Raw genomic sequence first — 25,770 nt, 5'->3', positions numbered from 1 at the left:
CGAGGAGGCGCGCGCGGCGGAGCGCGAACAGCGCGCGCGCGAGCTCGAGGCGCTGGAGCAGGAGCAGCGCCGCCTCGAGCAGCGAAGCGCTGCGCTGGGCGCCGAGCTCGCGCGCCTCTGGCAGAGCGCCGGCGCGCAGGACGCGGCCGCGTTCGCGCGGCTCGCGCAGCAGGCCGAGCGCTACGCGGCCTGCCTGCTGCTGCAGCGCGACCTCGCCGCTGCATGCTATCGCGGCGGCGAGCGCGAGAGCTTCGCGCCGCTTGAGGCGCTGCTCGTCCAGCATGACAGCGCGGCGCTCGAACAGCGCTGCCGCGAGCTGAACGAGCGGCTGGATGAGCTGGACCGCAGCATACGCGACGCGGAACAGCAAACCGGCAGGCTCCGGCAAGAGGAGGAGCGGCTGCGCAAAGAAGCGGAGCAGGAGCAGTGGGTACAGCGCGCATCCGAATTGGAAGCTGAGCTCCATCAGCAAGCGAGCCGCTATGTCGTTCATTCACTTGCGAAGACGATCATCGCATCTGCCCGCAAGAAATATGAGCAAGAGAAGCAGCCATATGTCTATAAGCGCGCAGGACAATATATCCGCAGCATGACAGCGGGTCGCTATAATCGAGTGTTGTCCCCGCTCGGTACGCAGCAATTGGCAGTTCAGCACGAAGATGGACGTATCTTTGACTCCGCTGCTTTAAGCCGTGGGACGATGGAGCAGGTATATCTGGCCATGCGTCTAGCCTTATCAGATGTGATGTCGGAACGAGTCTCGCTGCCATTTGTATGGGACGATATCTTCGTAAACTTTGATCCTGAACGTTTACATCTGATGCTGCAGGTTCTTCCCGATATGCTGGAGCAGCGACAGGTTATTTGGACGACCTGCCATCCGCATATGGTTGATGCAGCACGCCAGGTACTAGGTGATGTTCATATCATTGAACTGTAAATGCATCCGATCAATAGAAAACATCTCTGTTCTCGCCATACATGTGAGATCGGAGATGTTTTTTTTATGATTGATTATTTTAGAAATCTCCTTGTGGAAAGCTCATCCTCCTGCTTCGGGGCGAGTAAATTTTGTTTCCATTTCGACTTATACGATGATATATGACCGATGTCTTCCTGTGGGGGAGGTGTAAGTGAACCATGATCTATCTTCTTGCGAATGAGCAGCACCATCCATATGACACTAAGCAAGCCAAACAGCGGATAGAGGAAAGAAACAAGTGGTTTGAAGCCGAATTGGCTCAATATAAAGCAGAATAGCATGATGCCCGCTATGATCAGCTTCGGAGGAAATGATAATCGATGCTTCAATTGCAATGTCACACCATAAATGTCAGCCACAAATGTCGAAAATATTTCAGAAAATATTAACAAAATATAGATGATCTGAATGGTGAACCCTAGCCCATATGCGATCTGCCCCATAGGAATATCGAATTGTGTAATGCCTGGCATCTGTACGGATAGCGCCATGTGACCAGCAATCAACATGCAGCCAATTAATATTCCGCCTAATATGCCGCCCCTGCGGATAGTGCGTTCATCAGGCATCGAGGTTCCGAGCGGCACGAGCACAGCTTGAGCCATAGCCAGATTAAAAGCGCCATATAAACAGGCGGATACAATAGCTGCGTATATCGGCTTGTCCGTAATCATCGTAATGCCTTGCAGCGTATTGGGCTGATTAAAGGTGTCCCATAAGATGAAGGATGTAAATATTAGCATCGTTGGCACGACGATAGAATTAAGCTGCAGAATCGCATTCATACCGCGGTTGATAATCCAGTAAGAAGCGATCAGGGTAATGAGCAAGCCGGTTTGATAATTCATATGCAAATGCTCACTAAACACGGCTCCCGCTCCCGCCAGCATAACGCTGTTTACGCAGGTGAGCACGATTAATGTAAATAAACTGACGTACTGACCGGTTCGTTGACCAAATAACGCGATATTCACATCTTCGTAAGATCTTGCTCGTAAGCGATGAGCTAATATCATTAACTTGGTACCTAGCCATACAAACAAAAACGTAGCGATCAGTATCGTTATTACCGCAACTCGACCATATCGGGTAAAGAACTGTATGATTTCTTGTCCTGTAGCGAAGCCTGCTCCTACAACGGTTCCAATATAGGTAAATGCAACTAACAGAACACGCAGCAATGATTTCATCTTCTTCTGCTCCTTCCGATGCCGTCATGGAGTCGATCAGATCAGCTGATTGGGCTTGTACGGCACTATTAGACTGTATGCATCTAATCAGAAGGACATGACTCTCATCATTATGTTACAATAGCTGTAACCTGTCGTCAGCCAAGTTGTTATATAGTAGTTACTTAGGTATGTTTCTGCATGGTTGTGGAGGAGAGTCAACATGAACGAGATGATGTGGGCGATATCGCACTATGGGTATTTTGCTCTGTTTTTTTTGATGGCATTAGGACTTTTAGGTTTACCTATTCCAGATGAAACGATAATGGTGTTAGTAGGAAGTATGACTGTAGATGGTCCGCTGAAGTATCCGCACGCGTTCATCGTATGTGCATTAGGCAGTATGATTGGCATGATGATCAGCTACTTCGTTGGGCGTAAGGTTGGGAAGCCGTTGATTGATCGATTCGGTTCGAAGATCATGCTTACCCCTGCGCGAATTCAATCCGCAGAACGATGGTTTGCGAAGTATGGTCCCTATAGCATCATATTCGGTTATTTCATCCCAGGCTTTCGCCATATCATCTTTTACTTGGCTGGGATGTCGCGCATGAAGTATTCTATCTATTTTACAACCGCTATGATAGGAAACCTGCTCTGGGTAGGAACCTTTCTAACTGTTGGACATGTAGTTGGTATTCATTGGGAAACAACTGTGCGCTGGCTCCAAGAGCAGCGGGGATATGCGATACCTGCTTTTGCGGGAATACTATTGCTGGCGATATTATATAGTGTATGGAACTATCGAAAGCGGAAAAAGGTTGTTTAATAGACACATAAGCATATAAAAGCCTTGGTAATGAGCGGTTCCATGTACCAAGGCTCTTTAGTATGCATTTATTCCCCAGTCAGGTATCAATCAACCTGTATAAACACTCTTGTGCTCGTAGGGAAACAGCTTAACAGATTGAATAATGCTTGTCTTCGGATCCAGATCAAGTCGAAGCAGTACATTGTCCTCAATATAGCGCCATACATAACCAGAGTCCTCATCAGGATCGCCAAGAGCTACTCTAGCAGTAGAATCCGTATCACCGATCTTCAGACCTTTAAAGCCTGTTGAAACGCCGTCTCCGGACACTTCAACAAAGGTGACGTGACCTGTTCGATCACATCCGATAGAAAATCCATCATACTCCAGCACATTGATCGGTTCATAATCATCCATCGTCATTTCTGATAGAGGATCTCCCCATATCGTCGTGACTTCCTTGGCGCTGCTGGTTAACGATATGCCTTTCAGACGAATATCATTCCGATCAAACGGATATTCTGCTGGCTCTGGATTGTTGGATTGCTGTTCTTCGGATGCTTGATCAGACGCAATGGACGCTTGATCGGACTTGGTCTTGTTCGACTTTGATTGTTCGGTCTGAGGCGTTTCAGACTGCGGTGGCAAAGTGGAAGATGTGGAATTGGGAGGCGTTTGGTCTTTAGCGGATGCGCAGCCAACGACGATGGCACCTAGCAATCCGCCTATAACGATTAACCGGAGGCCTCTGAGTTTGGGGTGCTGCATCGCTCATTCCTCCTTCTTGCGTCTCTCGACGAGCATAATATATATTACCCTTCTATATGAATTATAAACAATTACCAAAATCAGCCCTATAGGAGCAAATTCCTATATTTATGATTGTTGTACGTTGTTTGTCGATGCCTATATTAATAAAACGCTAATTTTTAATATTAGTTGCAGTTGGATAATAAAATCTTTTCATTTCTCCTTCGGTTCGTTTGGCATATAATAAAGGTAAGCTGTGAGAGGGGGCGACGAAGATGGTTCATGAACCGACGGCTCAATTCATGCAGGGGAAGGTATTGGAGGCTAGGGTGCATTTTGAACGGGCACTGGATTGCAAGCATACCGAATTCGACGATCTGTACCCCTATATGATAGAGCACCCACAATTTTTCTGGTACAAAAGGTATGTAGCTTGGTCTGAGCTTTTGACTGTAGTGAAGCTGTGCACCGAACTGAATGTTCCATGGCGTCAGCTGTTTTCTGCGCAGCAGGCTGATTACATTGATAAGCGCGTGATGTCCGCTAAAGTGCTTGATTATTGGTTTGAGAAGAACGATTCCAAGGAGCATGTAGGCCATTAATGGCTGGCAATCGAATCGAGAATAGGGCATAGCTGGATGAGAACACCGAGAGACCCGGGGACTTGGATATCCTCGGGTCTTTTGATGGCGCAAGTTTCCATTCGGATGAAGAAGCTTCAAGTATTGATCGCAGTCAGGTGTAATGGAATAGATTTCGATTATAATAATTGTACAATCATGATCGTATAATGAGGTGACGAGTTGATATCAGATGAACTATTGGATCGTTATCGCCAGGAGGACACCGAAGTGCGTGTCGTCCGCGATATATTAGAGAGCAATGATGTTTACGGAATCGTGGTAGCATGGGACGAGCAGACGGTCATGATCCGTAAGAAGAGTAGACGTATTGTCAAATTAAAGCGGCAGTACAGCTACCAACCGGCGGACGAGCCGCGTCAGCTTCCAGAAGGTCTGTTGGATTGAGTCTATACGCAAGCATGGCAGTGTTATGATACGATCGATGCGGATCTCTTTTAGGAGGCCGCTCGATCTGTATAAACTTTTTTTGAAATAGTTGTTGACGTTATTGGGTGCACGTGATATTATATTTCTTGTCGCCACTGATTGAACGATATCGAAATGTTAGCGGCACACTTTAAGTAATCAATTTCATATATGCGGATATGGCGGAATTGGCAGACGCGCTAGATTCAGGTTCTAGTGGCCGCAAGGTCGTGGAGGTTCGAGTCCTCTTATCCGCACCATTACTATCAAGGGTTTCAGCTTATTAGGCTGAAACCCTTGTTCTTTTTATAGCATTATCGAACGATTGTTTATAGCGATATTACGTCTTAATGGTATATTGTCACTAGGAAGTAGAGAATGTAAACTGATAGAGACACATATTATGAGCGAGAAGGTGTGATATCGTGCATAACGAACCGAAGTTAACGATATTGGACGTAGATACAGGTGTAGACGATGCGTTAGCCATAGCTTACGCGATGCGCTCACCTGAATTGAATATTTTGGGGATAACGACATGCTACGGCAACATCACAGTGGATGAAGCCGCGCGCAATACCTTAATCGTATTAGAGAAGCTTGGGCATTATGATATTCCTGTATTCAAGGGCGCGGATCATCCGTTAGAGCGCAAAAAGTTCAATCATCCACGCCATATTCATGGCGAGCATGGACTAGGAGACGCTCCTGTATGTGAGACGAAGGGGCGGCCGGCTAATCAGCATGCTGTTGATTATATTATTGAACAAGTTCATATGCATCCTCACCAGGTAACGCTTGTTATGGTAGGGCCGCTCACTAACCTAGCGCTGGTGCTTCAGAAAGATCCGGAATTTGCGAGCTTAGTGGGCAAGATCGTCATTATGGGTGGCGCTGTACGTACTCGAGGCAATGTGACTTCTTCGGCTGAGGCTAATATTTATTGCGACCCGGAAGCAGCTGATATCGTCATGCAAGCTCATCTCCCTCTTACGATGGTCGGGCTTGATGTGACGATGAATACACTGCTCCCATTGTCAGAAGTGAGTAAATGGCGCGAGCGCGATCCTGCGCTTGGCGGGTACCTTGCGGACATGACGGAGTTCTATATTCGTTTCTATGAGAGTGCGCATCCGGGAATCGGTGGCTGTGCGCTTCATGATCCGCTTGCGATTGGGGTCGCGATCGATACTAGCTTCGTTAAGGAGCTGCCATTGAATGTGACGGTCGATACCGAAGGAGACGAGCTCGGCAGAACGAGAGAGGTTCTTGAGGGTACGCCAACCTGCAGTGTGTGTTTGGAAGTCGAGGCGGAAAGGTTTTTGAAGCATTTCTTAAGTCGAATGATGTAGTGATGGCGGTTCGAATACCGTTCAAGTATTTACCCCGCGGCTCAGGAATTATTCTGGCGCGGGGTAAACGAATAAAGAAATGAATATTTACTCAATCCTTGACTTCTGAATCTAGACGTCATATAATAACAAAGCACCACACGATAGCAGGTAACTTAAATATTTGCAGTCATGGCGGAATTGGCAGACGCGCTAGATTCAGGTTCTAGTGTCAGCAATGACGTGGAGGTTCGAGTCCTCTTGACTGCACCATTATTATCAAGGGTTTCAGCTTATCAGGCTGAAACCTTTGTTTTTTATGTCAACATGGCATCTCGTTTATTATGGAGAATGTGTGAACAGGCACAATTTGGATTGTTTTTCATTTTGAATAGGCGATAGAAATGTTAGAGTGTTAGTAGTGATTGATTGACAACTGGAGGGAATGGCAATGCATGTATGTCAGAAAGACTACATTGTGAAGAATCCGCGTGGGATTCATGCGAAACCCGCTGGATACCTGGTACAACTAGCATCATCATACTCTTGTGAAGTATTGCTGACTAAAAAGAATCAAACCATTAATGCGAAAAGTATAATTGGACTGCTGAGCCTGGAGGCAAAATGCGGCGAGACGCTGACGGTGATGACGGTTGGTGAACAAGCGGAGATAGCATTGACAGACGTAGGCAAGAAGATTGAGTCTGTTCTGGAGTGATCGCATGACTTTTATTTCTCGTACAAGCGGTTGACTATTGCCGTGATTCTAAATACAATGTTGTAGGTAAAGCATTCATATTGACTAAACTTCAGCGTCAGCGTTCTCTGCTATCGCATGAAGGCGGAATTTTAACAAAGCACAGTCTTTGGTTTCGTTCGCCCCCTGTCCGAGTTATCGGCAGGGGGTTTTTTGATGACATTTTTCGAATGAAGAACAAGGAGGCAACATCGATTATTATGTGGAAGTACTCAAGTCTTGTGTTTCTTGGTGCGTGCAGTTACGGCACGCTATCTACAATTGTTAAGTTGGGTATTGAGGACGGCTATACGATTCAACAAATATTAGGCGGGCAATACTTTTTTGGGTGGAGCTTCTTGCTGGTCCTTATGCTGCTCTTCTCACGAGTGCGCGTCGGTTGGAAGCAAGCGGGTGCGCTGCTATTGGCGGGAATACCGATGAGTTTGACGAGCATATTTTACGGATACGCAGTTGAAGAGCTTCCTGCTTCGTTGGCGGTACTGCTGTTGTTCCAATTTACTTGGATAGGTATTATATTGGAAACTATTGCGGAACGAAGATTTCCCAGTAAGGCGAAGCTGATCTCAGTCGCTGTGTTGCTTGTAGGCACGATTCTTGCTGGAGGTGTGCTCGAGCAGAGCGGCGGCGGATGGACGGCGAGAGGGATATTGTTTGGCTCGTTGTCTGCTGTTACATTTGCGCTGTATATCTTTGTGAGCGGAAAGGTCGGTACAACTGTGCCGGTGCTCTCAAAGAGCTTCCTGATTGTTTCGGGAGCGTTGACGATTGTGATGTTGACGTTCTCGCCGGCATTTTTAGTTGATGGATCGATTGCCAATGGGTTGTGGAAGTATGGAATTCTGCTGGCACTGCTGGGAATCGTGATTCCAGTCGTCTTCTTTGCGATAGGTGTTCCGAAGATAGGACCGGGCTTGAGTACGATTCTAGGGGCAGCTGAATTGCCGGCGGCAGTTATCGTGTCGGTATTGGTGCTTCAAGAGGAGGTTTCCATGCTGAGATGGCTGGGGATCGCGATTGTACTGCTTGGGATTGTGATACCGCAGATTCGTGTGAATAGGCGTCCACAGAAGTTGAATGAACGTGCACATTCGGTGTTGAAAAGTTAGTTGCTGATATTTGATCATTGTAAATAGGCGTGTTACGATAGTTGTAGATGTTGATGGCAATGGTTGATATTTCGGGAGGGGATCATACGATGTCGATTTACAATTATGATGTAACTACTTTGACTGGAGAGCAGTTTTCACTTGAGCGGTATAAAGGAAAAGTGTTGATCATTACGAACACAGCAAGCAAGTGTGGTTTTACGCCGCAGTATGCGGACTTGCAGCGCCTTTATTCTCGTTATAAAGAACAGGGCTTGGAAATCATCGGCTTTCCTTGTAACCAATTCGGCGAACAAGAACCAGGAAGCAATGATGAGGTCGGGAAGTTCTGCGAGCTTAATTACGGCGTAAACTTCACGATTACAGAGAAGACCGACGTTCGTGGTCCGGAAGCTCATCCTGTCTTCAAAGAACTGGTGAGCACTGCTCCGTTCAAAGGCTTTGATGAAGGGCATTTTCATGCTAAGCTGCTGAGTAAGATGCTGGAAGAGAAGTATCCGCACTACTTGCATGATGACTCGATCAAGTGGAACTTCACCAAGTTCCTGATCGATCGAGAGGGCCGGATCGTGGAACGTTATGAACCAACGACAGATCCTATGGATATGGAAGATGCGGTTCGCAATCTGTTATAAATGAAAGGAAAGCTTCGGCGCATGCGCTGAAGCTTTTTTTGTTGTAGAGGTCAACTTGTGAGCTAGGGGTGCCACATGAGAGAGGTAGCAGGTTTTTACCCCGTTACAGAGTCGGCTAAGTACTCAGAAAAGTAAGATAACGGGGTAAAACCGGCTTACGGATGCGTTTGGGCGATAGGATGTGCCACGTGCGCGGAGATAGCGGGGTTTAACCCTGTTACAGAGCTACAATATGCTCGGAAGAGTGAAATAACGGGGTAAAACCCTCTTACGGGATGCGTTAGGGCGATTGAGGTGTGTGCGCGGGTGAGACTAAGACGTACGCATACAAGCAGATGAGAAGCGGCACATCGATATTTTTGGCACAATAAGCCCTGATAAGGCGGCATAGCCGAATAAGACAGCACACTTGATCGCGACCGTCGTGACCTGTGTCCCATTTGTGCTTATGCAATGAATAAATATGCGTCTTATATATGTGAAGTAAGAGTCATAATATCTCTTTTTCATTTAAGAAACCGCTAATACCGCCTTGTTAATTAGAATTAAACAAATAATTATGACGTATTAATAAAAAGCTATTGCTAAATAGTACGTCATAATTTATTATAAAGCCATACTTAATGTGTGGGGTGAGAACTTGAAAATAGGACTTAACGGAACTGGCCGCATAGGGAGGTTAAGTATCCGAAAATTACTGTCAGATCGAAATCAGGATTTGGAACTCGTGATGATCAATTCCACCAGCACGATCCCTACATTAGCTCACTTACTAAAATATGATTCCATTCACGGCATATGGGATGCAACGGTAGAAGCAGACAAAACCGGAATTATAGTGAACGGCAAGCACATTCCAGTGGTATCGGAGCGCAATCCTGAGAATCTGGATTGGGGCAAGCACGACGTTCATCTTGTGATTGATGCGACTGGCAAGTTCAATGATCGGTCCGGATCGATGAAGCACATTCAAGCGGGCGCGAATCGAGTGCTGATCACCGCTCCCGGCAAGGATATGGATCTAACGGTAGTCATGGGTGTCAACCATCATCGGTTCGATCCTGAGAAGCACTGGCTAATATCCGCCGCATCCTGTACGACAAACTGTATCGCACCAGTGCTTCACATATTAGACCAAGCATTTGGTGTCCACTTGGGCTGGATGACTACAGTGCATGCATTTACCAGCGACCAGAATCATATTGATAACCCGCATAAGGATCTGCGCCGAGCACGTTCCTGTACGAACGCGATCATCCCAACAACGACGGGAGTGGGCAAGGCATTAATCGATGTGCTGCCGCATCTGGCGGCGAAGATCAATGGAAACTCGGTTCGAGTTCCTACGCAGGATGTATCCCTGTTGGATCTGCAAGTGCAGTTGAACAAGGCTGTTGATGCAAGTGACATCAAGCAATGTTTTATCCATGCGATGAGTCATCCGATTGCCAAGTATGTCAGCTATAACGAACTGCCGCTCGTGTCAACGGATTATATCGGCAATGACAAGTCCGCCACTATTGACGGCTTGAGCATAATGGCCAATGGCAATCAAGTTAAGCTGTTAGCCTGGTATGACAATGAATGGGCCTATGCGTCGCGTGTAATTGATCTCGCTGGTCACATTGCTGAAGTAGAACATAAACAGAAGGGAGCTGTTATGTATGCATAGCAATATCAGAGAAGAGGTTCGGCAACACGATTTAGGGGCTATCCTTTGCAAGGCTTGCGGAGAACTGATTGCAACGATTCCTACAGAAGGCGTTAAGAAGATCTACAGTGTATGTCATAAAGATGCTTGCAAGTCAAAGCAATAAACAGACGCGGCTCAGACTGCGCCAATAGCTGCAGAACCTGTACGAATAGTAGAGAGGGGAACCAATAATGGAAACATTCATTTACGCATTTCGCGAAGGAAACGCGAGCATGAGGTCGCTGCTCGGGGGTAAGGGGGCGAACTTGGCGGAGATGACAGCGCTAGATTTGCCGGTTCCTCCAGGATTTACGATAACGACGAAGGCATGCCACTATTATTATAGAGCAGGCAATCGCATCTCAAGCGTGCTGCTTGATCAGATTCACAAAGCCATGCATGAGCTGGAAAAGGAGAAAGGACAGCAGTTTGGTGATCCTAGTCATCCGCTTCTCGTGTCGGTTCGTTCAGGTTCGGTTACTTCGATGCCTGGCATGATGGATACGATTCTGAACTTGGGCATGAATGATGAGACAGTTGTAGGATTGGCGGAACGCACGAACAATCCTCGCTTTGCATACGACTGTTACCGTCGTTTGATCCAGATGTTCGGATCGGTTGTATTCGGGATCGAATCCCGTCTGTTTGAAATCTTGCTGCACCGATTGAAGGATGGGTTGCAGGTTGAGCAGGATCAGGAGATTCCTGTTGAAGGTTTGCAGCGCTTGATTGAACAATATAAAGACATTATCTACAAGTACGAAGGTCGTCCGTTCCCGCAAGACGTATACGAGCAGCTCCATTTGGCTGTTGAGGCAGTGTTCCAATCGTGGAACAATCCGCGGGCGATCATTTATCGTCGAATCAACCATATCCCTGATCATCAGGGAACAGCAGTCAATATTCAGAGCATGGTGTATGGCAACATGGGCGATGATTCGGGCACCGGTGTCGTCTTTACTCGTAATCCATCTACAGGTGAACACAGATTGTTTGGTGAGTATTTGATAAATGCGCAGGGAGAAGATGTAGTAGCTGGAGTTCGTACTCCATTGCCGATTGAGACGATGCGCGATGTCATGCCGAAGCTCTATCAGGAGCTCGTGAATATAGCGAAGCAATTGGAGCTTCATTATCGGGATATGCAGGATATTGAATTTACGGTTGAGAACGAGCGATTGTTCATGCTGCAGACGCGCAGCGGAAAACGCACTGCGCAGGCAGCCTTCAAAGTCGCTGTCGATCTGGTAAAAGAGAAGCTCATTACGAAGGAAGAAGCGATCCAACGGATCGAAGTTGCGCATCTGGATCAATTGCTGCATAGAGGGCTCGATGAGCAGGAAAAGCATGAAGTGCTGACTGTGGGCCTTCCTGCATCGCCGGGCGCGGCGGTCGGTCAGCTCGTATTCGATGCGGATACTGCGGCTGAATGGAGCCGCATAGGCAAGCAGGTTATTCTGGCTCGTCCTGAAACGACACCAGAAGATATTCATGGTGTTCTAGCAGCCGAAGGGGTGCTGACGAGCCGCGGAGGAATGACGAGTCATGCGGCGGTTGTCGCGCGCGGGATGGGCAAGTCTTGCGTGTGCGGCTGCGAATCGCTGCGCATCCTCCCAGAGGAGAAGCGCATGGTAAACGGCAAGCAGACATTTGTGGAAGGCGATTGGATCACGCTTGACGGAGCCAGCGGCCGTGTTCTTGCGGGAGCAGCATCGTTGCGTGATGCCGAGATCACCCCTGAGCTGGAACAGATCCTCCAGTGGGCGGATGATGTTCGTTCCCTTAAAGTATATGCGAATGCGGATAATCCTCATGATGCCGAGATCGCTCGTCAGTTCGGCGCGGAAGGGATTGGCTTATGCCGCACGGAGCATATGTTCTTCGCGCCGGACAGATTGCCTGTTGTGCAGGATATGATTTTGGCGGAGACGCTGGAACAGCGCCAAGAGGCACTGGATAAGCTGATGCCGATGCAGCAAGCCGACTTCGAGAGCATGTTCCGCACGATGAACGGATTGCCGTTCACGATTCGCTTGCTCGATCCGCCATTGCACGAATTCCTGCCTAAGGAAGCGGAGCTGCAGCAGAAGCTGGCTAGGCTGTCAGCTGACGATCATGCGGCTGAGCTGGAGCGGGAAGAGCTGCTGTCCATGATCCGTAAGGTTCACGACCTGCACGAAGTAAACCCGATGCTCGGACAACGCGGATGCCGCTTAGGCATCGTGTATCCAGAGATCTATGATATGCAGATCGAAGCGATTGCACTTGCGGCGGCACAAGTTATGAAGGAAGGGGTATGTGTGTACCCAGAGATCATGATTCCGCTTGTAGGGCATGCGAATGAGCTGAAGATGCTTCGTGAGCGTGTTGAACAGAGGGTCAGCGCCATCGTGAATGATGCGAGGCCAGGCGAATTTGCTTACAAGATCGGCACGATGATTGAAGTTCCGCGCGCCGCTCTGACAGCGAAGCAGATCGCTGCTCATGCTGACTTCTTCTCCTTCGGAACGAATGACTTAACGCAGATGACCTTCGGTTACAGCCGTGATGACGCAGAGAATAAGTTCTTAGCGCATTATGTGGATAAGCAGCTGCTTCCGCACAACCCGTTCCAAGTGCTGGACACTGAGGGGGTTGGCCAATTGATTGAATTTGCAGTTAATGCGGGCAGAAATGTGAAGCCATCACTGAAGACAGGCATATGCGGAGAGCATGGCGGGGACAAAGAATCGATATTCTTCTGCTATCTCACGGGACTGGATTATGTAAGCTGTTCGCCATACCGCATTCCATTAGCTCGCATTGCGGCTGCGCAAGCTGTCATAACACATGGCGAGACGAATCCTATGGCAGGACGTTACCGCATCGTTTCAGGTGAATGATCGTATTGTAAGAAGCCCCGGAGTCCATACTCCGGGGCATTGTTCATTTATATCAGGGATAGTTCCTCATCGGATAGGATCGGAAGCTTCACCGTGAATGTCGTGCCGACATCAGGCAAGCTCTGAACAGCAATGCTGCCTCCATGATTATGAATAATACTGTAAGTGATCATCAGACCCAGACCAGTGCCTGTTTCCTTGGTCGTATAGAAGGGCTGTCCGATCTTATTCAGCATCTCGGGCGGTATTCCGCAGCCCTCATCCTGTACTTTGATCAGAATCATATCGCCATCAGGCTCAGGGATAACTTGAATAGATCCTCCATCAGGCATCGCTTCCATCGCATTTTTCAACAAGTTAATAAATACTTGCTTCAATTGATTCGCTTCACTCTGTATCCAGATCGGCGGGCACTGTTCATTGAACTCAATCGCAACGTTCTTCATAGCGGCCTGCACACTCATTAATGTTACGACATGCTTCAGCATAGACACGATCTCAGTAGGCTTGAGTGATTGAGTCGCTTGAGGCTTAGACAGAATCAGCAGTTCATTTACAATCAATTCAATCCGCTTCAGCTCAGAATCAATAATTTCAAAGTAACGAGGTTCATGCCGCTGTGATGAACTGATCAGCTTGATAAATCCATTGATAGAAGTCAGCGGATTGCGTATCTCATGGGCTATGCCTGCCGCTAATTGTCCAGCGATCGACAGCTTCTCAGACTGCATCAGCCGCTCTTCATCGCGTTTTCGATCCGTGATATCTCGAAACACACCGACCACGGCTCTTTCCTCTTTATAATTGACATGAAGCGAGAATCCATCGACGTATTTCTGTTCTCCATCCAGACAATTGATAAGGTAAGTGACAGCGCCGGTCTTCTCTGCGTCGCGATATTTTCGCCTTCTGTCTGACAGATGCTTATGGTAAGTGCGATCTACTATGCTGTCCGTACTCAATCCTAATACGTGCTCAAGTGTAGCGGCTCCAATCAAGCGGAGTCCTGCTCGGTTGACATACTGAATGACCCCTTCGCGAGTAATAAGCACGGAGAAAGGCAGGTCTTCCAGCAGCTGCTGGAATGACTCTTCAGACTTAGCGAGCCTCTCCTTTGACGCAAGAAGCAAGGAGTGGAGCTGCTTCAGGTCTGATCGTTCTTGGTATTGAGCGAGAATCGAGTGAGGCACCGCATTTTCATTTTGCAATATCGAAAGGGTTATATCTATAGGGATGTCATCACCGGTAGGAGAGACATAATGCTGTCGGAGCTTTACCTGGTTCGTATCATGAGACATTAAGATCTGACTATGCTGCACGATCTCGTCTATATGATTCCGGTATATTCCGTCATAAGAGGTCTTAGAGGCTAGTTCCATCTCTTCACATGCAAACAGATCACACAATGCGCGGTTTGCCTTAAGCAATGTTCCATCTAATGAAAATAACGCCATACCAATAACGGCATGATCGAAGGCTGAGCTGCAACCATGTTCAAGGTAGAGATGCACGGGAAACCCCCTTTCATTCATCAATGAAAGCACATGATAAAATATGGAATATTTAATCATATTATAAGCATCTCTATCCGTATCATCAATGGTAACCATTATGTTTTCATATGATTCTGTACAGTCAGTTCACAATCTCAGTCTTTCTTCCATATGCTGCGGTCGTCAACTCGATCTCGAAGGAAGATCATTTTCATATGTGAAAAAATCGTGAACGGGGTGCATCTGGCACTGGGGGACAGCGAGTGGAGGGTGACTTAGAGCGTTTTATGGCTATGCGGGAGCGGGTCTCCTTCAGCCTTGATACACTTCTTTGGGTATATCCCACTTATGGAACGATGTATGAGATGATGAAGTTCGGACACAATAACAATATACTCAGACGAAAAATCCCCTTGAACTGACCTGGAATATATTTCAGGACGTTTCAGGGGGATTTGTCATAATCACTTTATTGCTTCTGCCAGTCCATCTCTTCTAGTTGTTCGTCAATGGCTTCGACATAGCTGTCAAAGCATGAACAGAAGAAATCTTTGCGGCATATCGGGCAGGGCTTCGTCAACAGGCGAGTAATCGACTTCGTGCCGTTATTGTCGATGATGCGAAGTTGTGTACCGTCTTGAAGGGTGACAACTATCTGTCCCAAGGTCATATTGCGGTCTAGGTTGGCTTCGGATAGTCTCTTATGTTTCACGATCGGTTGATAAGACATCGTCATAATCACCTTCATTCTACAAATTTTGCGCACTTAACATCTTAGGGCTTTTGCTGTAGCTTGTCAATTCCAACTGACATATTATTATGCGATTGCATGATGATACCTAATGTTGGTGCATATTAAAGGGTAGATTCATTCCAATAAGCTGTCCCAGAATATTAGTTGAAGAAGGCGAGTCTTATGAAAATGATGAAAGTATTTCGACAACGAACGACCAGATGCTTCGTGATCATGATCTTATGCATGGTGTTGACATCAGGCTTGTGGGGACCTATCCATCCAGTGTTGGCAAATCCTGAGCGATCCATTCCTGATCACAATAAACAAGTTGCGATCGTAATTGATGACTTTGGCAATCGGATGGTTGGAACAGACAAGATGCTTCAACTGCCAGTGAAAATTACGGTAGCTGTCATGCCGTTCATGCCAACGACGAAAGAGGATGCTGAAGCAGCGCATCGCTATGGACACGATGTTATCGTACATATGCCAATGGAGCCAATGCAAGCCCATCCGAAATGGCTCGGACCGGGAGCGATCATGGTTAATCAATCCGATGCAGAAGTAGAAGCTAGGGTCAGACAAGCGATTGACAATGTCCCGCACGCTGTCGGGATGAATAACCATATGGGTTCCAAAGCAACAGCTGATAAACGAATTATGCGCATTGTATTGAAGGTTTGTAAAGAGAAAGGTTTGTTCTTTCTCGACAGTCGTACCAACTATCGCTCCGTTATAGGTGAGGTGGGAAAAGAGCTGGGTGTGCCTGTCATTAACAATCATCTATTTCTAGATGATAAAGTGACGGAAGCGCATGTTTCAAAACAATGGTCGAAGGTCATGCAGCTGTTGAACAAACAGAATCCCTTTGTCGTGATCGGCCATGTGGGAGTAGGCGGTGCTAAGACTTCCGCGGTGCTGCATCGTGTCCTTCCTTCCGCCCAACAGCATATTCAGTTCGTTCGTGTATCTGAATTGAAGGATAATCCGCCGCCTCCATTGTATACTCAATGAAATAGCAACAGATAATGTTCCAATGCATCACATATTTGCTGTGCAATTGCAGCTTGTCCACGCGAGGAAGTCAGCAGCTCACGGTCGTTCGGATTGCTAATAAAGCCAGTTTCGACAATGACAGCGGGCTGCTTCACTTTCCGCAGCAAATAGTAGGTATTGCCTATTTCAGTTGCATGTGAAGCTTGCTTGCCATACAAGGCATTCAGATGCTGCTGAATCGTGGCAGCTAATAAACGGCTGCGTCCTTCCTCTTGATGCAGCACGACTGCGCCGCGGGTGTTCTTATTTTTACCCCAATTGACATGGATACTGACATATATACTTACCGGCAATTCTTCACTTAGCTGATACCGTTGAGCGAGATCTCGGAGGTGCCGTGAACGCGTAACTGACCAACGATTATCTTCGCTTAAGGCATAATCGCCTGTTCGATTAAGGACTGTGGGAATACCCTTGCTCTTCAGAAGTAAATACAGCTTCTGTCCGATAGCCAAGTTGATGTGTTTTTCTAATATATCCTGATAGCTAGTTCCACCGTCGATGCCGCCGTGGCCTGCATCAATTAGGATGAGTGGCTTAGTGAACAGTTGGGTGTCCGAATTTGACGGATCGCCATCATGTTGCTCCAGTTGAGCCGAATCTGCTGCAGCCGCGGCTGGAAGCAATCCAATATCCATTAAGCACAGGCATATTATTAGTAAGAATATTGTTCTGTGCATCTTCATGGATCGCACCTCATTTCCGATACTGACTTCAATAATAGCCTGCACAAGCCAAGCTTTCGACATGCTATAGGTTTACTGGAAACGTGTTTAAAAGGGGGGACAGTCGTTCACAATAGTAGTAAATCAATCAATGATGAGGTGTGTATGATGAGCAAGAGCAAACGTGATGATCTGATTAAATACATTACACAGCAAGTAATCACATATATGGAAACGCCAAAGGCAGCTCGCAAAGAACAAAAGGTGCGCAAGAAGGAGCAATGGTCTGTTCGCTGGTTTGGAGTCATGCCATTAAGCATGAAGATGACAGCGGGACGGATTGGACAAGCTGGCAAGCCTATGAAGCATGTGATTATACGTATCACAGACCGTATGCGCAATCGCAAATGGACCAAAATGACCTAAATGAGAAAATCGCCCAGCATCATGCCGCGCAGTCATGCGCAGGTTAATGGAGGGCGATTTTTTTATGTTGGAAGGGGGTGACATAGAAAGCTAAGGAACAAGTGGGCGAACTGGAGACAGATAGCCTTGTTGAAGAAGACTCTTGTCGGATACATATCGCACGCTCTCTCCGCCTGGCGGCTGTACAGCTATGTATCGCATATCAGCATCAGTGGAGTAGTTACTGGTATCTTTCCAGACTTGATCGCCTACAACCGCGTAAGGAAAGTTCATCGCTGTATCGAATGTGCCGCTGTTTTCCACTCGCTGAACGTATACAAGCTGCTTCGAATTCTTAACGGGCTGCCATTGCTTCAGCATAAGCTGCGCAGTCTCACCCTCCAACCTGCGGGTTCCATCCATCCAACCGATCTGATCATAAGGATCGAATGCCTGAAGCTTAGAAGGCGCTTGCGCTGTAAGTGAACAGCCATCAGTCTGAATGAGTACGTTATCAGCGGGGATGCTGCTGCTTGCGCTGAGCTTAGCTGTCACCAAAGGATTCTTCTTCATCCATTGACCGTTCTGTGTCGGCAGTATCTCGCCTGATTGAGCATCTATCCACTGTACGGCTGATTCCTGCTCAAGCTTCCATACCGTTAACAATGGTTGCACGTAATATGGGGTAACGATAACCGGCTTCTGATCGTCCAAGCCCAAAGAAGCTAAAGCGTTGTCCAGCGTATGCTGCGCAAAAGGATAGTTATCGCCTGTACCGTATTCCGTTAGAGAATAATCACCGTTTTCCGTCGCATGGATGATGAGATAGCCAAGCGATTTGTTCTTTTGCGATGTGATGTGAACGATCCAGCCGTGGGTTCCTGGACCAAGCGGCTGAATGTTCGTCGTTGCATATTTCCAAGAGGTAAAGGGCTCATGCTGTGATAAAGCTTGGATTGCATCTTTTACAGCTTGCTGGATGCCTGTTGCAGAGGACTTCGGACGGACCTGAGCGCTTGCTGGAACGATATCGAGCTTATTGCTAACCAATTGCTTAGGCACCGAGGCATGCGACGGCTTATTCGATTGTTTCCAGGAGTCGTTTCCTGCAATGATCAGATAGGAGATCCCGGCAGACAGCGTTGACGTTAATACGGCTGCCGAGACGATTTGAATCAACGGCTTCATCCATTTCGAGCGGTTCATTTCTACCTCACCTCTACCTCAACCGACATTTTAATATAGCTATGTCCCAAAATAATCCATTTCACTCATTGTATGGGACAAGCCTTTAAAAGACTGTCACTTTAGGGGATGAGAGGAACAAAATATTCATTCTATTTTTGCCGTAATGTGGCGCAATTGCTCATAACACACGACAACAAGTGGATTCGAGCTGGCTGTACACCTTTAGGAAGGGAGCAATTCATCTCCGAAGGGAAGATGAACGATAGCTGTGTTAATCAGCTGAACGACAATTCGAGGCTCAAGCTGCCAGCGAATCTCCTTCTGCCGCATCTCATATTGCTCACGCAGCGTAAGTTGAGACGGCTTGACAGCTTCCGGTTCGTCCTCAGCTGACGTTGGTTCGTTCTTAACCGCTTGTGTTCGTTTTCCTGTAGAAGCAGGTGCCGGCTTTTTCTGTTCCTGCTCTTGTCCTTGTTCTTGTTCCAACAGCGGCTCGTAGTAGGAGGCTAGCCTCGCCATTTCGTCCTCCAATCGCTCACTTGCGTCAATTGCCCAATCAATATCATAAGGCTCAATCTGGATTCTGACTGCTTGCTCGACGATATCCACGAGCTGTTCGATCGAATACCGCCACGTCATCGTATGGACATGCGGCGGCAGCTTAGGAGTCATTTCACGTTGCATCAGCCGTTCCATGAAGCGGTCGAGTACTCGACCGGAGACACATGAGATGCCGAAGGAATGGATCTCCTCACGTTTCAAGTCGCAGGCAAATTCAAGCTTTAGATTGATCAGCAGCCACGGCTCGTATGCTTTGGACAGCCGTGTACCGCGTGCGGCGGGCGCTGGAGAGCTTGCAGAGGTTTGCTGGTCAAACAGCATGTGGAAGCGGCCGTGCTCGCGCGCGGCCTGCATGAGTTGCTCCAAGCGTCGGCTTCCGTAATTGACGTCTTCTCGAGGTATGCGTCCGATGCCGCCGCCTCCTCCTGTAAATGCAGGAGCCACACCAAAGTAACGATGCAGGATGGAGTCTGGCGGAGCATCTTGAGCAGGTGACTCTTGATCAGGCGCCTGTGCGGCTTCTACGGCCTGTGACGGCATGGGAGGAGCCGCAGCGGGTGAAGTGACATAACTGATAGGACCGCGCTCTACAGGCATGGCAGCAGGCTCAAAAACGAAGGTGAAACGCATCGTTTCTGCTTCTGCTCCTGTACGGTCCACAAAGCCCCAGTAATACGGGCGGTTGGTCAAAGCCCGGTCCGCCTGCTCAGAGAGCTTGACGGTGACGTAGACGGGTGTCTTTTCGATAATGTGACACCCCGTCGCTTCAAGATATCGCATAACGAAGCTCGTGACCTGCTCAGTGTTCATTCTGTACTGCCTCCTCATCATTGCGGCTGTTGGCCCTGTCGTATCGGTTAAGCTTCTGCTTGAGTTCCAAATCGGTTAATTAACGCTTGCAGGGCGTTGTCGTCCCCTTCCGCATTCACCTCTTCATGAAGCTCAGTCCGTATCGAATTCAAGGAATGTCCCAGCGAGTGCAGCTGAGCCTGAATATCGTCCTCGTTATCCGCTTCGAGCAGGATGCGGGAAAGGCTCTTCTCGAAGCTGTTCTGCTGCTCGAATCGCTCCAGAATCATATCCAATCTACCAATTACCATTTCAAACATATTGATTTTTTCGTGAAGCAGATTTAGAATATGTTCTTCGATTGTTCCTTGCGTAGACAAGTTGTAGATCTTGACGTCTTGGGTCTGACCGAGCCGGTGAACGCGTCCTATACGCTGTTCTACTCGCATCGGATTCCACGGCAGATCGAAGTTTATCATATGGTGGCAGAATTGAAGATTGATGCCTTCACCGCCGGCTTCTGTAGCGATCATCACTTGAGCGCGTCCGCGGAACAGGTCCATCATCCAATCCTTCTTGCCGCGATTCATACCGCCGCGATAGGGAACCGCAATGAGACCATGCTTGCGAAAATATTGCAGCAGATACTCTTGTGTCGCGCGATACTCGGTAAATAGAATCACTTTCTCGTTCATATCGCGGACCAGCTCGATCGCGGCTTCCGCTTTCGTATTCGCCGTGATGCTCTTGATCAAGTCAACCAGATCCCAGATCCGATCGCGGATAGGCGAATCCTCGGGCAGCTTCTTCGATAGGTTGACGAGTGTGAGAAATACAGCATCTCGGCTGGAGCACACTTCACGCTGCAGCGTAATGAGTGAGAAGGCGCTGCCTACATCCGCGCCGCCCGTTCGATACTGGTCGCGGATGAAGGAAGTTACACCTTGGTATAAGGCTTGTTCCTCCGGCGACAGCGTTAACGGAATATTTTTCACGATGCGCTTGGTAAACTGAACACCGCCTTCTCCGCGCCGATTGCGGATCATGATCTTGGACAGCTCATGCTGCAGGTCGGATTCATTCTTGGGCACGCGTTTCTCCGCTACGAAGTTGGCGCTGAATTCTCCTTGTCCGCCAAGCTGCCCAGGCTTGAGCAGGGTGATAAGATTGTACAGCTCATTCATGTCGTTCTGTACAGGTGTGGCGGTGAGCAGCAAGCAGTACTTTTTCCGCAGCTGAGTAATGAATTGGTAGTTAGTCGTCTTGCGATTTTTTAATTTGTGAGCTTCGTCAATAATTAGCATGTCGTACTCCTGCTCGAGCAGGATGGAGCGGTGTGGTTCGCGCTTTGCCGTATCCATAGAGGCTACCACGATGTCTGACTGCCACTGGTATGCCTTCTTCTGTGCGATGGCGGGGATGCCGAATTTATGATTCAGCTCACGTACCCATTGAAGCACAAGAGAAGCCGGAACGAGAATAAGCGCGCGTTTGACGAGCCCGCGGATCATATATTCCTTGACGACGAGGCCTGCTTCTATCGTTTTGCCAAGGCCGACCTCATCCGCCAATATCGCGCGTCCGCGCATCTCATGCAGAACCTTCTGTGCGGTATCTATTTGATGAGGAAGAGGCTCTACTTGGCTGAGATGGGTTAAGCACTGCAATTCGTCGAAACGGTGAATGACTTTGGCTTGCTCCGCTTCATATGCGAGCTGGAACAATGTCCAATCGTCCCACGGGCCATTGCGGTCAATACGGGCTTGCATCTCTTCAAGCCAACTGCGGTCAAATTGGAAGGGGATGCGCTCATCAGTAAAATTGTTAGTTGTGTTATAATTCATGTTTCAGACCTCCCTCCACATGGTTGTACAGTGTATTTGTAGTTTGGGGAATGTTGGACGGGTCTATACACAGCTAAACACAGGTCTTTCTAACAGAGAAGCTATTCTAACGAAGTGTCAAATTGCCAATGTGTTAAAATAACGAGATTCATAGAGAAAATAAAAGCTTGACCTGAATCTTGAGCAGTTCTTCGATGAAATTACACGATTAACCATTAGAGTTTCTATATGTAGTATAGTAAAATGATTTTCGCACACAATATATTGTGGTGTTTACATACATTAGTGTTAAATCTACACAGTGTGCGAGTTGTTGAAATAGATGAATCGGGAGGTTGTTTTCTTTGAAAACGGTGCGTAAACAACAACGTTTGGAAGGTTTAAGCGAAAAAATATTTCTAGATCGTTACGCTTGGAAAGATGCGGATACGAACAATACTAAGGTTGGAGATGTCGTACTGGTATTGACGAAAGACGATCCGAAGTTTCCTGCGAAGGAAGTTGGGGAAGTAGTGGAAAGAAATGGACGGAATGTATCCGTTAAGCTGCGCAACGGCGAAATCGTGCAGTCCACAACTGAAAAATTGACCCTTACGATCGAGAAAACCCCGGAAGAAATGTGGGATCGCTTAGCCTCCGCGATGGCATCAGTAGAAACAACCGCAGAGAAGCAGCTCGAATGGACAGAGAATTTCCGCTATGTGCTTGATGACTGGAAGCTCGTTCCTGGCGGCCGCATTGCTGCTGGCGCAGGAGCAAGCGAAGAGTTGACATTGTTCAACTGCTACGTTATTCCTTCACCTAAGGATAGCCGCGGCGGTATAATGGAGACCTTGTCTGAGATGACTGAAATTATGGCTCGCGGCGGCGGCGTTGGCATCAACCTGTCTTCTTTGCGTCCACGCAGAGCGATTGTAAAGGGTGTAAACGGCTCTTCCAGCGGTGCTGTATCCTGGGGTGGGTTGTTCAGCTATACGACCGGTTTAATCGAGCAGGGCGGCAGCAGACGCGGTGCGCTCATGCTGATGATGAATGACTGGCATCCTGACGTGATGGACTTCATCACTGTCAAGCAGACGATGGGACAAGTAACGAATGCGAACTTGTCTGTGTGCGTCAGCAACGCCTTTATGAAGGCTGTGAAGGAAGATCTGGATTGGGAATTTGTGTTCCCGGATACGACAGATCCAGAGTACGATGAGCTGTGGGACGGCGACCTCGACAAGTGGAAGCAGATGGGTAAAGAAGTTATCCATTATCGTACAGTAAAAGCTCGCGAGATCTGGAATATCATTATTGAATCCGCTTGGAAATCGGCTGAGCCGGGCGTAGTGTTTATGGAATACTACAATCAGATGTCGAACAGCTGGTACTTCAACCCGATCATTTGCACGAATCCGTGCGGTGAGCAAGGGCTTCCAGGCTGGGGCGTTTGTAACCTGTCCGCTCTTAATCTATCTAAGTTCTATGATGAAGAGAATCATGATGTGGCATGGGATGAACTCGCGAAAGTTACGCGCTACTCGGTGCGCTTCTTGGATAATGTAATCGACAAGACTCCATATCATTTTGAAGAAAATAAACAAAATCAACAAACAGAACGCCGTGTCGGTCTCGGATCGATGGGTCTTGCTGAATTGATGATTAAGCTTAACATTCGATACGGAAGCCCGGAATCATTAGAATTCCTTGATAAATTATATGGCTTTATCGCTCGTGAATCTTATCTGGCATCTTCTGAGATCGCTGCTGAGAAGGGCTCCTTCAAGGCATTTGACGGAGAGAAGTTCCTGCAGAGCGGCTTTATGAAAAATATCGTGGAGACGTACCCTGAAGTGGGTGAAGCTATCCGCGCTCAAGGTATTCGCAACGTAACCGTAATTACACAGGCGCCTACAGGTTCCACAGGAACGATGGTTGGAACTTCAACAGGAATCGAGCCTTACTTCGCCTTCAAGTTCTACCGTCAGAGCCGTCTAGGCTTCGATGAGCAGTTTGTGCCGATTGCGCAAGAATGGCTTGACGCACATCCAGGTGAAGAGCTGCCGGATTACTTCGTGACTGCGATGAGCTTGTCCGCTGAGGATCATATCCGCGCGCAAGCTGCGATCCAACGCTGGGTTGACAGCTCGATCTCGAAGACAGCCAACTGTCCGAATGACTTCACAGTTGAAGATACGAAGCGCTTGTATGAGCTGGCATTCGATCTTGGCTGTAAAGGGGTAACGATCTACCGTGACGGCAGCCGCGATGTACAAGTGTTGACGACAGAGAACAAGGACGAGAAGAAGGAAGAGGCAGTAGAGCAAGGCAAGGCTGAAGCAGCAGTTGCTGCTGCGCCAGCTCCAGCAGCTCCATCTGTGCCGGCAGCGACTGGCCACGGCAGCAGCTACATGCGCCGTCCGCAAGTGCTCCGCGGGGCAACCTATAAGATCAATACGCCATTCGGCATGGCATATATTACGATTAACGATTATGATCACACACCAGCTGAGATCTTCCTGAACGTTGGTAAGGCTGGTTCTGATGTATTTGCAATGGCGGAAGCGCTCGGCCGCGTATGCTCCTTATTCCTGCGCTATGGCGATCATGGCAACAAGGTTGAGCTCTTGATCAAGCACCTTAAGGGTATTGGCGGCACCGGCGCGATCGGCTTCGGCGCGAACCGAGTGGAATCCATCGCGGATGCTGTAGCCAAGGCGCTTGAGACTCACCTCGTTGAGCATGGCGGCCACGATCATCACATCATCGAGCCTGCGCCGATTGCAGCGGCCATCGCGCCTGAAAATATCGCGATGAAGGGCGAAGTGCAATCGCGCGACCTGTGCCCTTCATGCGGCGCGGCAGCGCTCCTGAACGTGGAAGGATGCAAGACTTGCGCGAACTGCGGATACAGCAAGTGTAGCTAAGCGAGTAGAGTAATCAATAAGATACAATTTTTGTGATTAAAATGAAAACCCCTACGATATTCATCGTGACTGCATAATTATGCGACGTGAATATTATAGGGGTTTTATTTTCATTTGGTGGTGAAAACGTAAAATGAATGTACAATCCCTGACGACGTGTTGTCAGGGATATTTGTTTTGGCAGAAGCATAGTGTGGAGGAGGCGGCCAAGTGACGGACCTAGGTCGTAACGAGAAGGATGGGAGGGGAAGATACACATTTTCAAACGGAAACGATTATAGGCATTGTACATGGGTGACAGCTTCTTTTGGATCGTGTCAGCGCCTTGAATCACGTATTTGTTTTTTAATAAAATCATGCTTTAGAACAACAGTAAATCCGCGTAAAACCGCTCGAGCCACAGCCTGCTGATAGCGTTCTGGCGTCAGCATCACAAAGAAGTACTCCTCCACGTCATTCGAGATCGACCACAGTCCCACGTCGATGCGGCGAGCGATCTGATTACGGTTCGCGCAATGCATCGTATCGACGGAGATGTCGGACGTAAGATTAGCTTCTACGAAAACGTTCCTCCCCCCGACCTTGAACTGAGCGTCGAAGTTCGTCGGACCTTCCAACCTTTCTTTATCTGTAGCCGCGCCGTGAACATCACAAGCTTGATGGCCGGCTCGTCCTTGTACCCCTGCAGTTCCTCCTTGATGTGTTGTACCGCATGACCGCCCGTAACAGGGCACTCCTAGGTGATTAGAATCATTTAAGAAAGAAGAAAACCGTACTTTGCGCTTCGAAAAAGATGAGTCTTGCAGCCTACCCAAATTGTAACAAGCACTATAGAAATTCATAAAAAACGGTAATATTCGGAAGCATCTTATTATTGGAGAGAGGGAAACGGAAATGGATTTGCGTAGGTTGCGCAGAAGTAAGGGGCTGACCGGATGGGTTAGAATCCTTACAGT

Annotated in this window: 23 protein-coding genes and 2 tRNA genes; 16 read left to right on the top strand and 9 right to left on the bottom strand. The window is 48.0% G+C overall.

Annotation, left to right across the window (positions count from 1 at the left end; translation table 11 throughout):
- Positions 1-940: ATP-binding protein (locus AC3WTP_RS20435; protein ID WP_492396476.1), on the top strand; the 940-nt coding region annotated here is incomplete at its 5' end.
- 74 nt (positions 941-1,014) lie between these two features.
- Here the strand turns inward: AC3WTP_RS20435 and AC3WTP_RS20430 are convergent.
- Positions 1,015-2,172 (bottom strand): YkvI family membrane protein, encoded by a 1,158-nt coding sequence (locus AC3WTP_RS20430; RefSeq protein WP_492396475.1) that lies wholly within the window; start codon positions 2,170-2,172, stop codon positions 1,015-1,017.
- Positions 2,173-2,374: 202 nt separating this feature from the next.
- Between AC3WTP_RS20430 and AC3WTP_RS20425 the strand changes: the two genes are divergently transcribed.
- A complete protein-coding gene (locus tag AC3WTP_RS20425) occupies positions 2,375-2,980 on the top strand; it encodes a DedA family protein (protein ID WP_492396474.1) in 606 nt (201 codons plus the stop codon).
- A 90-nt stretch (positions 2,981-3,070) separates the two neighbouring features.
- Here AC3WTP_RS20425 and AC3WTP_RS20420 read toward each other — a convergent pair whose 3' ends face one another.
- Positions 3,071-3,730, bottom strand: a complete 660-nt coding sequence (locus tag AC3WTP_RS20420) for a DNA uptake lipoprotein (protein WP_492396473.1) — start codon at positions 3,728-3,730, stop codon at positions 3,071-3,073.
- A 257-nt stretch (positions 3,731-3,987) separates the two neighbouring features.
- On the opposite strand from AC3WTP_RS20420, the gene AC3WTP_RS20415 reads away from it, so the two are divergent.
- From AC3WTP_RS20415 to ppdK, 11 genes are all read left to right on the top strand, one after another.
- Positions 3,988-4,314 (top strand): hypothetical protein, encoded by a 327-nt coding sequence (locus AC3WTP_RS20415; RefSeq protein ID WP_458566562.1) that lies wholly within the window; start codon positions 3,988-3,990, stop codon positions 4,312-4,314.
- Positions 4,315-4,515: 201 nt separating this feature from the next.
- Positions 4,516-4,740 carry a hypothetical protein gene (locus AC3WTP_RS20410; protein WP_492396472.1) on the top strand — a complete coding sequence of 75 codons (225 nt, stop codon included), beginning with the start codon at positions 4,516-4,518 and terminating at the stop codon, positions 4,738-4,740.
- 194 nt (positions 4,741-4,934) lie between these two features.
- A tRNA-Leu gene (locus tag AC3WTP_RS20405) sits at positions 4,935-5,021 on the top strand.
- A gap of 165 nt (positions 5,022-5,186) precedes the next feature.
- Positions 5,187-6,113, top strand: coding sequence for a nucleoside hydrolase (locus AC3WTP_RS20400; protein ID WP_492396471.1), 927 nt, complete (start codon positions 5,187-5,189; stop codon positions 6,111-6,113).
- A 165-nt stretch (positions 6,114-6,278) separates the two neighbouring features.
- Positions 6,279-6,365: transfer RNA gene (locus AC3WTP_RS20395), tRNA-Leu, on the top strand.
- A gap of 178 nt (positions 6,366-6,543) precedes the next feature.
- Positions 6,544-6,810 carry an HPr family phosphocarrier protein gene (locus tag AC3WTP_RS20390; RefSeq protein ID WP_492396470.1) on the top strand — a complete coding sequence of 89 codons (267 nt, stop codon included), beginning with the start codon at positions 6,544-6,546 and terminating at the stop codon, positions 6,808-6,810.
- A 233-nt stretch (positions 6,811-7,043) separates the two neighbouring features.
- Positions 7,044-7,958, top strand: a complete 915-nt coding sequence (locus AC3WTP_RS20385; protein ID WP_492396483.1) for an EamA family transporter — start codon at positions 7,044-7,046, stop codon at positions 7,956-7,958.
- A gap of 89 nt (positions 7,959-8,047) precedes the next feature.
- On the top strand, positions 8,048-8,593 hold the full coding sequence (locus tag AC3WTP_RS20380) for a glutathione peroxidase (protein ID WP_492396469.1): 546 nt from the start codon (positions 8,048-8,050) through the stop codon (positions 8,591-8,593).
- A gap of 640 nt (positions 8,594-9,233) precedes the next feature.
- Positions 9,234-10,265, top strand: a complete 1,032-nt coding sequence (gene gap, locus AC3WTP_RS20375) for a type I glyceraldehyde-3-phosphate dehydrogenase (protein ID WP_492396468.1) — start codon at positions 9,234-9,236, stop codon at positions 10,263-10,265.
- Entirely contained in the window at positions 10,258-10,410 is a 153-nt protein-coding gene (locus tag AC3WTP_RS20370; RefSeq protein ID WP_492396467.1) for a GapA-binding peptide SR1P, read from the top strand. Before gap ends, AC3WTP_RS20370 begins: the two co-directional genes overlap by 8 nt.
- A gap of 67 nt (positions 10,411-10,477) precedes the next feature.
- A complete protein-coding gene (gene ppdK / locus AC3WTP_RS20365; RefSeq protein ID WP_492396466.1) occupies positions 10,478-13,168 on the top strand; it encodes a pyruvate, phosphate dikinase in 2,691 nt (896 codons plus the stop codon).
- Positions 13,169-13,215: 47 nt separating this feature from the next.
- Here ppdK and AC3WTP_RS20360 read toward each other — a convergent pair whose 3' ends face one another.
- Positions 13,216-14,679: an ATP-binding protein gene (locus tag AC3WTP_RS20360; protein ID WP_492396465.1), complete on the bottom strand. Its 1,464-nt coding sequence runs from the start codon at positions 14,677-14,679 to the stop codon at positions 13,216-13,218.
- Between the two features lie 451 nt (positions 14,680-15,130).
- Complete coding sequence (locus tag AC3WTP_RS20355) at positions 15,131-15,391, bottom strand: hypothetical protein (protein WP_492396464.1); 261 nt, start codon at positions 15,389-15,391, stop codon at positions 15,131-15,133.
- A 195-nt stretch (positions 15,392-15,586) separates the two neighbouring features.
- Here AC3WTP_RS20355 and AC3WTP_RS20350 point away from each other — a divergent pair, with 195 nt between their 5' ends.
- On the top strand, positions 15,587-16,411 hold the full coding sequence (locus tag AC3WTP_RS20350) for a divergent polysaccharide deacetylase family protein (protein WP_492396482.1): 825 nt from the start codon (positions 15,587-15,589) through the stop codon (positions 16,409-16,411).
- On the opposite strand, the gene AC3WTP_RS20345 is transcribed toward AC3WTP_RS20350, so the two are convergent.
- Complete coding sequence (locus tag AC3WTP_RS20345) at positions 16,405-17,139, bottom strand: N-acetylmuramoyl-L-alanine amidase family protein (RefSeq protein ID WP_492396463.1); 735 nt, start codon at positions 17,137-17,139, stop codon at positions 16,405-16,407. The two genes, AC3WTP_RS20350 and AC3WTP_RS20345, sit on opposite strands and share 7 nt — an antisense overlap.
- Before the next feature lie 147 nt (positions 17,140-17,286).
- On the opposite strand from AC3WTP_RS20345, the gene AC3WTP_RS20340 reads away from it, so the two are divergent.
- Complete coding sequence (locus tag AC3WTP_RS20340) at positions 17,287-17,544, top strand: YqzE family protein (RefSeq protein WP_492396462.1); 258 nt, start codon at positions 17,287-17,289, stop codon at positions 17,542-17,544.
- 90 nt (positions 17,545-17,634) lie between these two features.
- Here the strand turns inward: AC3WTP_RS20340 and AC3WTP_RS20335 are convergent, their stop codons facing one another.
- The 3 genes from AC3WTP_RS20335 to AC3WTP_RS20325 all read right to left on the bottom strand — a co-directional run bounded on the left by AC3WTP_RS20335 (position 17,635) and on the right by AC3WTP_RS20325 (position 21,905).
- A complete protein-coding gene (locus tag AC3WTP_RS20335) occupies positions 17,635-18,729 on the bottom strand; it encodes a hypothetical protein (protein ID WP_492396461.1) in 1,095 nt (364 codons plus the stop codon).
- A 204-nt stretch (positions 18,730-18,933) separates the two neighbouring features.
- Positions 18,934-20,082 (bottom strand): YqhG family protein, encoded by a 1,149-nt coding sequence (locus tag AC3WTP_RS20330; protein WP_492396460.1) that lies wholly within the window; start codon positions 20,080-20,082, stop codon positions 18,934-18,936.
- Between the two features lie 47 nt (positions 20,083-20,129).
- Positions 20,130-21,905, bottom strand: a complete 1,776-nt coding sequence (locus tag AC3WTP_RS20325; protein WP_492396459.1) for a DEAD/DEAH box helicase — start codon at positions 21,903-21,905, stop codon at positions 20,130-20,132.
- Positions 21,906-22,249: 344 nt separating this feature from the next.
- Here AC3WTP_RS20325 and AC3WTP_RS20320 point away from each other — a divergent pair, with 344 nt between their 5' ends.
- On the top strand, positions 22,250-24,814 hold the full coding sequence (locus AC3WTP_RS20320) for an adenosylcobalamin-dependent ribonucleoside-diphosphate reductase (RefSeq protein ID WP_492396458.1): 2,565 nt from the start codon (positions 22,250-22,252) through the stop codon (positions 24,812-24,814).
- Between the two features lie 317 nt (positions 24,815-25,131).
- Here AC3WTP_RS20320 and AC3WTP_RS20315 read toward each other — a convergent pair whose 3' ends face one another.
- On the bottom strand, positions 25,132-25,629 hold the full coding sequence (locus AC3WTP_RS20315) for a hypothetical protein (protein WP_492396457.1): 498 nt from the start codon (positions 25,627-25,629) through the stop codon (positions 25,132-25,134).
- Between the last annotated feature and the right edge of the window lie 141 nt (positions 25,630-25,770).

The sequence above is a fragment of the Paenibacillus sp. EB106-04-04-XG159 genome (assembly GCF_058791835.1).
This window is presented reverse-complemented; position numbering and strand designations above follow the sequence as displayed.

What these genes read in the sequence shown, in the direction of transcription:
- AC3WTP_RS20430 (WP_492396475.1), bottom strand. Translation starts at nt 2,172, where the DNA reads ATGAAATCATTGCTGCGTGTTCTGTTAGTTGCATTTACCTATATTGGA.
- AC3WTP_RS20425 (WP_492396474.1), top strand. Translation starts at nt 2,375, where the DNA reads ATGAACGAGATGATGTGGGCGATATCGCACTATGGGTATTTTGCTCTG.
- AC3WTP_RS20420 (WP_492396473.1), bottom strand. Translation starts at nt 3,730, where the DNA reads ATGCAGCACCCCAAACTCAGAGGCCTCCGGTTAATCGTTATAGGCGGA.
- AC3WTP_RS20415 (WP_458566562.1), top strand. Translation starts at nt 3,988, where the DNA reads ATGGTTCATGAACCGACGGCTCAATTCATGCAGGGGAAGGTATTGGAG.
- AC3WTP_RS20390 (WP_492396470.1), top strand. Translation starts at nt 6,544, where the DNA reads ATGCATGTATGTCAGAAAGACTACATTGTGAAGAATCCGCGTGGGATT.
- AC3WTP_RS20380 (WP_492396469.1), top strand. Translation starts at nt 8,048, where the DNA reads ATGTCGATTTACAATTATGATGTAACTACTTTGACTGGAGAGCAGTTT.
- AC3WTP_RS20370 (WP_492396467.1), top strand. Translation starts at nt 10,258, where the DNA reads ATGCATAGCAATATCAGAGAAGAGGTTCGGCAACACGATTTAGGGGCT.
- ppdK (WP_492396466.1), top strand. Translation starts at nt 10,478, where the DNA reads ATGGAAACATTCATTTACGCATTTCGCGAAGGAAACGCGAGCATGAGG.
- AC3WTP_RS20355 (WP_492396464.1), bottom strand. Translation starts at nt 15,391, where the DNA reads ATGTCTTATCAACCGATCGTGAAACATAAGAGACTATCCGAAGCCAAC.
- AC3WTP_RS20350 (WP_492396482.1), top strand. Translation starts at nt 15,587, where the DNA reads ATGAAAGTATTTCGACAACGAACGACCAGATGCTTCGTGATCATGATC.
- AC3WTP_RS20345 (WP_492396463.1), bottom strand. Translation starts at nt 17,139, where the DNA reads ATGAAGATGCACAGAACAATATTCTTACTAATAATATGCCTGTGCTTA.
- AC3WTP_RS20340 (WP_492396462.1), top strand. Translation starts at nt 17,287, where the DNA reads ATGAGCAAGAGCAAACGTGATGATCTGATTAAATACATTACACAGCAA.
- AC3WTP_RS20335 (WP_492396461.1), bottom strand. Translation starts at nt 18,729, where the DNA reads ATGAACCGCTCGAAATGGATGAAGCCGTTGATTCAAATCGTCTCGGCA.
- AC3WTP_RS20330 (WP_492396460.1), bottom strand. Translation starts at nt 20,082, where the DNA reads ATGAACACTGAGCAGGTCACGAGCTTCGTTATGCGATATCTTGAAGCG.
- AC3WTP_RS20325 (WP_492396459.1), bottom strand. Translation starts at nt 21,905, where the DNA reads ATGAATTATAACACAACTAACAATTTTACTGATGAGCGCATCCCCTTC.